The organism is Acidiplasma cupricumulans (assembly GCF_001402935.1).
Classification (GTDB): domain Archaea; phylum Thermoplasmatota; class Thermoplasmata; order Thermoplasmatales; family Thermoplasmataceae; genus Acidiplasma; species Acidiplasma aeolicum.
In genome coordinates, this window is the sequence record NZ_LKBH01000037.1 from 1 (window position 1) to 5524 (window position 5524).

Genomic DNA, 5524 nt, shown 5'->3' on the forward strand with positions numbered 1-5524 from the left:
TAGAATTAATTATTATTATTGCATGAGGCTTGGCATAGTAAGCATAGATAATAAAAGGCATATTGCGCTTTTCAATGGTAATAAAATCGCACTGGCTGATAATTTTGGGGTAAAAAAGCAGGCCATAAAGGACCTTGACCGTGAGGATTTTAAAAAAATTGAGAACATTAATGAATTCGAATCATATGATTATTCATTTGAATCAGCAGTTGATAAATCCTCAAATATTATATGCATAGGGCTCAATTATAAAACACATATTGATGAAACACGGGAGAAATCGTTTGATGACCCTGTCTTATTTTTAAAATCAAATAATTCATTAACAGGAAATAACAGCAGGGTAAGGATATTAAAAAACATGAATGTTGATTACGAGGGTGAGCTTGGTGTTATGATTGGAAAAAAGGCCAGGGATGTTTCAAAAAGGGATGCACTTGACCATGTTTTTGGCTATTTTATTGCAAATGATGTAAGCTCGAGGAAAATGCAATTTTTGAATGGCCAGTGGTTTATAGGCAAGAGCTTTGATGGCTTCTTCCCCAATGGGCCATACATTGTTACTGCGGATGAAATTCCGGATCCTCAGGATTTAAGAATACAGACCTATCTTAATACTGATCTGAGGCAGAACTCATCCACTGATTACATGATACACCCCGTGGATGAGCTTATCAGCTATATATCAAAATACATAACGTTAATGCCCGGGGATGTAATATCTACGGGAACACCGTCAGGCGTGATACTTGGCATGCCAGAGGATAAAAGAATCTGGATAAAGCCGGGTGATAACGTTACTGTAAAAATCGATAAAATAGGGGAATTAAAAAACACATTTGTGGAATAAAAATTATGTATTATACATTAATAGTAAAGCCTGGATTAAAAACAAGGCGCAGGGTAACATTATTAAAGAAAAGAATTAGCAATGAATACGGTTACATAGGCACATTAAGCAATAAGGGCGTGCATATAACACTTGCATATTTAAAGGATTACAGGCATCTTGACATGGATAAAGTGTATAATGTCTGCAAAAATATAAAGGCTTTTAACATAGGCTTCGATGGGCTTGATTATTTTCAGAGGGAAAAAAACGGCAGAATTTTTTATATTGTTTATCTTAAAGTAATTTATCCATATGAATTTAGGAGACTCCATGATCTGATTAATAATGCTTTAAAGGATAATGTAATTAATTCATCAGAGTTTGTTCCACATTTAAGCATAGCCAGGAAAAACATACACGATGACGAACTAAATAAAATACTTGAAAAATATAAAAATTTTAAACTGGATTATGAGGAAAAAATTGATCATATTCTTATTGGAAGAAGGTCCTCAATGGAAAAGCGCTGGAATTTCAAAAGGGTTTATTTCAATGATAAATTTTAATTATTCAATGGCATTCTGAATTATGAAAAAGATTTTATTAATAATACTGGATGGACTTGGTGACAGGCCTAACAGGGCCCTTGGCAATAAAACTGCACTTCAGGCTGCATTTAAGCCAAATCTGGATTACCTTGCAGATAATGGAGTTACCGGTTTAATGTCCCCAGTAGGTTTTGGCATCAGAAGCGGATCGGATACATCGCATTTATCAATACTTGGTTATAATCCAAGGGAATATTACACGGGCCGCGGTCCATTCGAGGCACTTGGTCTAGGCATAGACCTTCAGCCGGGGGATGTTGCATTTAGGGCAAACTTTGCATCGGTGGAAAATGGAAGGGTAACAGACCGCCGTGCAGGGCGTATAAAGGATACCACAGAGCTTTCAAGGTCCCTTGAAACTGAGATAGACGGTGTTAAATTTATAATAAAATCTGGTGTGGAGCATCGCGCAGCACTGGTTATCCGCGGGCCAAACCTTTCTGATAGGGTCAGTGAAACAGATCCGCATGCAATAAATTCTGATATTATGCTTACAAAACCACTGTCACCGGAGGGGGAATTTACATCCAGTGTTATCAATAAATTTCTTATTAGATCAAGAGAGATATTAAATAACCACGAGGTTAACAAGAAGAGGATTCAGAATGGAGAGAAGCCTGCAAATGAGATAATGATCCGTGGCGCAGGTAAACTTCCAGAAATGCCATCCTTTGAAAAGCTTTATGGTTTAAAGGCCGCATGTGTTTCAGGCACACCATTGATAAGGGGAATAGCAAGAATGGCAGGATTTGACATTCTTAATGTTTCGGGAATGACAGGCAGAACCGATACAAATTATGAAAATGTAATATCAGCTGCCGTGGATGCCCTGAAAACACATGATTTTGTCCTTGTAAATATTAAGGGCACAGATATTGCCGGCCATGACAGAAAGCCCGAGCTTAAAAGGGAGGTAATTGAAAAAACTGATCGTGCCATGGAGGGGCTTAAAAAACTTCTGGATACAACAGTAATAGCGGTAACAGGTGACCATAGCACACCATGCAGTTTTGGCGATCATACCGGCGATCCTGTGCCGATATTAATATCAACATCAGGAATAACCAGGGATTATGTTAAAACATTTGATGAGGCAAGCGTATCCCTTGGATATTATAAAATTACAAGCCTTGACATTATGCCATTGCTCCTTTCATATTCAGATAGGTCAGAAAAATACGGTGCATAAAACAAAAGTTTAAAATATTAACCTTATTTACAATTATGAAGGAATTAAAATTTGCAAGGTCAATAGAGATAAATTCAAAACCGGATGTTATATATAAGGTAATTACAGATATCCCAAGAATTCCTGATTTCTGGCATGGAACAAGGGAAATAAATAAAATAGGTGAAAACAGGTATGATGTAAAATTTGCATTCCCATCAAGGGCTGTTAGCACCTTTGAATTTGACAGGAATAGCTTCATATTTATACAGAATTACATTAAGGGCCCATTTACAGGATATACAAAAAATACAATTAAATACGATGGAAATAAGAGCATACTTACAACGGAATGGAATATCAAGCTTGGCCCATCATTAATCCTATTTTCACGAAGGTTGCAGGGTCATTTTGAATCAGGTGCAGAAAATGCATTAAAAAGAATAAAGGAATTTGTAGAATCTAATGCAGGGGAATAACCTCTGTATCCTTTGGAACATCCACATCCATTAATTCTGTGCTCAAATATGTTCTTGGGAACACGCTTAATGCATCATTAAGAAGAATTTTAAGATCATTGTACCTTGCGCTGTAATGGAATAAATATAATTTTTTCACATTTGCATCCCTTGCTATTTCCGCAGCCTGTCTGGATGATGTGTGGCCGTATTCATTTACCATGGGCTCCATGGATGAATCCATTGTTGAATCGTGGATTAAAACATCTGCATTTTTGGCAAATTCAACCATGGAATTTAACGGTCTGGTATCCCCGCTGTAAACTATTTTTCTTCCCTTTTTTATGCCCAGTGAAACATCCTCTATTTTGAAAATTTTGTTGTTTATTTCCAGCCTTCCGAGTGATCTTAGCTCCTCAAGTTTATTCACCGGAAAATTTATTTTATCCACCAGATTTCTATCAATTTTATATGCATCCTTCTCCTCAATGGAATATGATATTGCAGGTACGGGATGATCGCTTTTTAATGTCCTTAGTAAAAATTTTCCAAGGTCATATGTTTTTCCATAATCCAATTCCGTAATTTTTATATTAAAATTCAATGAATAATAACCAAGGTCTATTATCTTTTTAACAAAATATATTGCACCGGGCGGGCCATAGATATTAAGGTCATTTTCCCTTCCACTGAATGACATTGTATTTATTAGGCCGGCAAGCCCCAGAAAATGGTCCCCGTGAAAATGTGTAATAAATATGTTTTTAATATCCATGTACGAAATAGAACTCTTCATAATCTGCTTCTGTGTGCCCTCACCGCAGTCAAATAGGTTAAGGACATCATCAATGTGGACTGCAACGGCAGGCAGTGCCCTTCCCGGTTTTGGTAATGAGCCACCTGTGCCAAGGAATGTTATTTTAATATTTGATGCCATAAAAATGGCTATGCAAAATTAATATATTACATTTCATAAATTAATTATATTACATTTATATTTATAATTCATGATAGATCAGGAGGTAAATATTAAGGGGAAAAAATATGAGTACATTAATGTTAAGCTCGGAACCAAGGCACCAATGGTTGTTTTAAAGGGAGAAACAGGGTATATCATGTGTGGTTACCTGAACATTGATGCTGCAAATGCAATGGGTGATATAGCCGTAAGGGTAACCGGGGTAAATGACATAAATGATGTATTGAATTCAAAGGTAAATTCGTGCTCACAGAGGGCATTGGAGCTTGGCATAAAGCCCGGTGATAATATAATGGATGTAATTGATAAATTATAGGTAATCTGGTAAACCAATAAACTTATATACTTATAAGCCATTATTACCTGATAGTTATGGCAGAAAAAAAGGAACTTGAAAACAAGGAAGAGGATGCAGAGGAGGAGACAGTCATAAGAAAGACAATTTCAATAAAGGGTGTAAGCTCAGACCTTTATAAAAGAATACAGAAATTATCCAGCGATACTGGAAAAACAATTGGGCAGATAACAGATGAGGCATACAGGTCATTTGTTGGTTCAATAGATAATGCAAAGCATTTATCAGATAACTTTATAAAGGGCCTTAAGGAGGGTTCATCGGAATATATCGAAAACATAAAGGATCTTGATATATCCGGGAAGGATCTTGAGGAAATAGGAAGGAAAGTAGTCTTTAAAAACATAGAAAATCTAACATTTACAGATATTACCGGTGAGCAGTTTGATAAATACGTTATATCAATAATAAATGTTAAAAATGTAATAATACCAAAAACACTGAGCAAGGCAAAGGTCATATTAAGATGCAATTTTGTCGATAAAATTACATCATAATTTTTTTAATTTATCCTTAAAATAAAACGAGCTTTCAACCTCTGATATTATTGCAAGATCTCTGTTTATTTTTATTATATTTTTAAAGATCTCTTCATGCATTGGCACCCAGTATTTTTGCTCGTAATCCGGATTCATTGATAGCATGAATTTATGCTTTGCCCTAAAAACGCTATCTGTAAGCTCAGAATTTATTGTATCACCATCCTTCCAGTAGCCCTCCAAATACGTCCTTGTAATTGAATTGAGCATATCAAGAAGATTCTTTTTGGTGGTTGTTTCCGCATTTTCCGGCCTTATTTTATATTCATTTTCAATATTTCTGTAAAAATCCATGTCTATACCGTTGAAATAAATATTATAGGACCTTTTAAGCATTGATATTTCCGGGAAATCATCAGGATTTTTATTATATTCCTTCTCAGAAGTATATGCTATGAACACCTCATGATAGCCAAGTGAACCGGGCATGTCTGCAAGATCCTTATATGTGTAATTTTTTATTTCATTATGCAGCTTTCCAACAGTGGATAAAACAATCATAATATGTAATAACATTAAGGGTTTTAAACTATTCATTAAATCCAATTTTTTGTAATAAATATTTTTTATAGATCGGAAGAGCGT

General features: G+C 35.4%; 8 protein-coding genes. 6 read left to right on the forward strand and 2 right to left on the reverse strand.

Annotated features, from left to right (window positions below; genetic code table 11):
• From AOG55_RS01475 to AOG55_RS01490, 4 genes are all read left to right on the forward strand, one after another.
• Positions 1 to 850 (forward strand): fumarylacetoacetate hydrolase family protein (locus AOG55_RS01475; protein ID WP_156318717.1); only part of this gene is annotated, 850 nt, incomplete at its 5' end.
• A 5-nt stretch (positions 851 to 855) separates the two neighbouring features.
• The gene (locus AOG55_RS01480) at positions 856 to 1398 is read left to right on the forward strand and encodes a 2'-5' RNA ligase family protein (protein WP_048102478.1); all 543 of its coding nucleotides are present in this window, start codon (positions 856 to 858) and stop codon (positions 1396 to 1398) included.
• A 22-nt stretch (positions 1399 to 1420) separates the two neighbouring features.
• Positions 1421 to 2629: a 2,3-bisphosphoglycerate-independent phosphoglycerate mutase gene (locus tag AOG55_RS01485; protein WP_048102476.1), complete on the forward strand. Its 1209-nt coding sequence runs from the start codon at positions 1421 to 1423 to the stop codon at positions 2627 to 2629.
• A gap of 35 nt (positions 2630 to 2664) precedes the next feature.
• A complete protein-coding gene (locus tag AOG55_RS01490; protein WP_055032290.1) occupies positions 2665 to 3087 on the forward strand; it encodes a hypothetical protein in 423 nt (140 codons plus the stop codon).
• Here AOG55_RS01490 and rnz read toward each other — a convergent pair.
• Positions 3071 to 4003: a ribonuclease Z gene (rnz, locus tag AOG55_RS01495; protein WP_055032291.1), complete on the reverse strand. Its 933-nt coding sequence runs from the start codon at positions 4001 to 4003 to the stop codon at positions 3071 to 3073. The two genes, AOG55_RS01490 and rnz, sit on opposite strands and share 17 nt — an antisense overlap.
• Positions 4004 to 4073: 70 nt before the next feature.
• Between rnz and AOG55_RS01500 the strand changes: the two genes are divergently transcribed.
• Positions 4074 to 4361, forward strand: a complete 288-nt coding sequence (locus AOG55_RS01500; protein WP_048102473.1) for a YunC family protein — start codon at positions 4074 to 4076, stop codon at positions 4359 to 4361.
• Positions 4362 to 4417: 56 nt separating this feature from the next.
• Complete coding sequence (locus AOG55_RS01505; RefSeq protein WP_055040798.1) at positions 4418 to 4897, forward strand: hypothetical protein; 480 nt, start codon at positions 4418 to 4420, stop codon at positions 4895 to 4897.
• On the opposite strand, the gene AOG55_RS01510 is transcribed toward AOG55_RS01505, so the two are convergent.
• Positions 4892 to 5440: a hypothetical protein gene (locus AOG55_RS01510; protein ID WP_055040799.1), complete on the reverse strand. Its 549-nt coding sequence runs from the start codon at positions 5438 to 5440 to the stop codon at positions 4892 to 4894. The genes AOG55_RS01505 and AOG55_RS01510 overlap by 6 nt on opposite strands.
• Between the last annotated feature and the right edge of the window lie 84 nt (positions 5441 to 5524).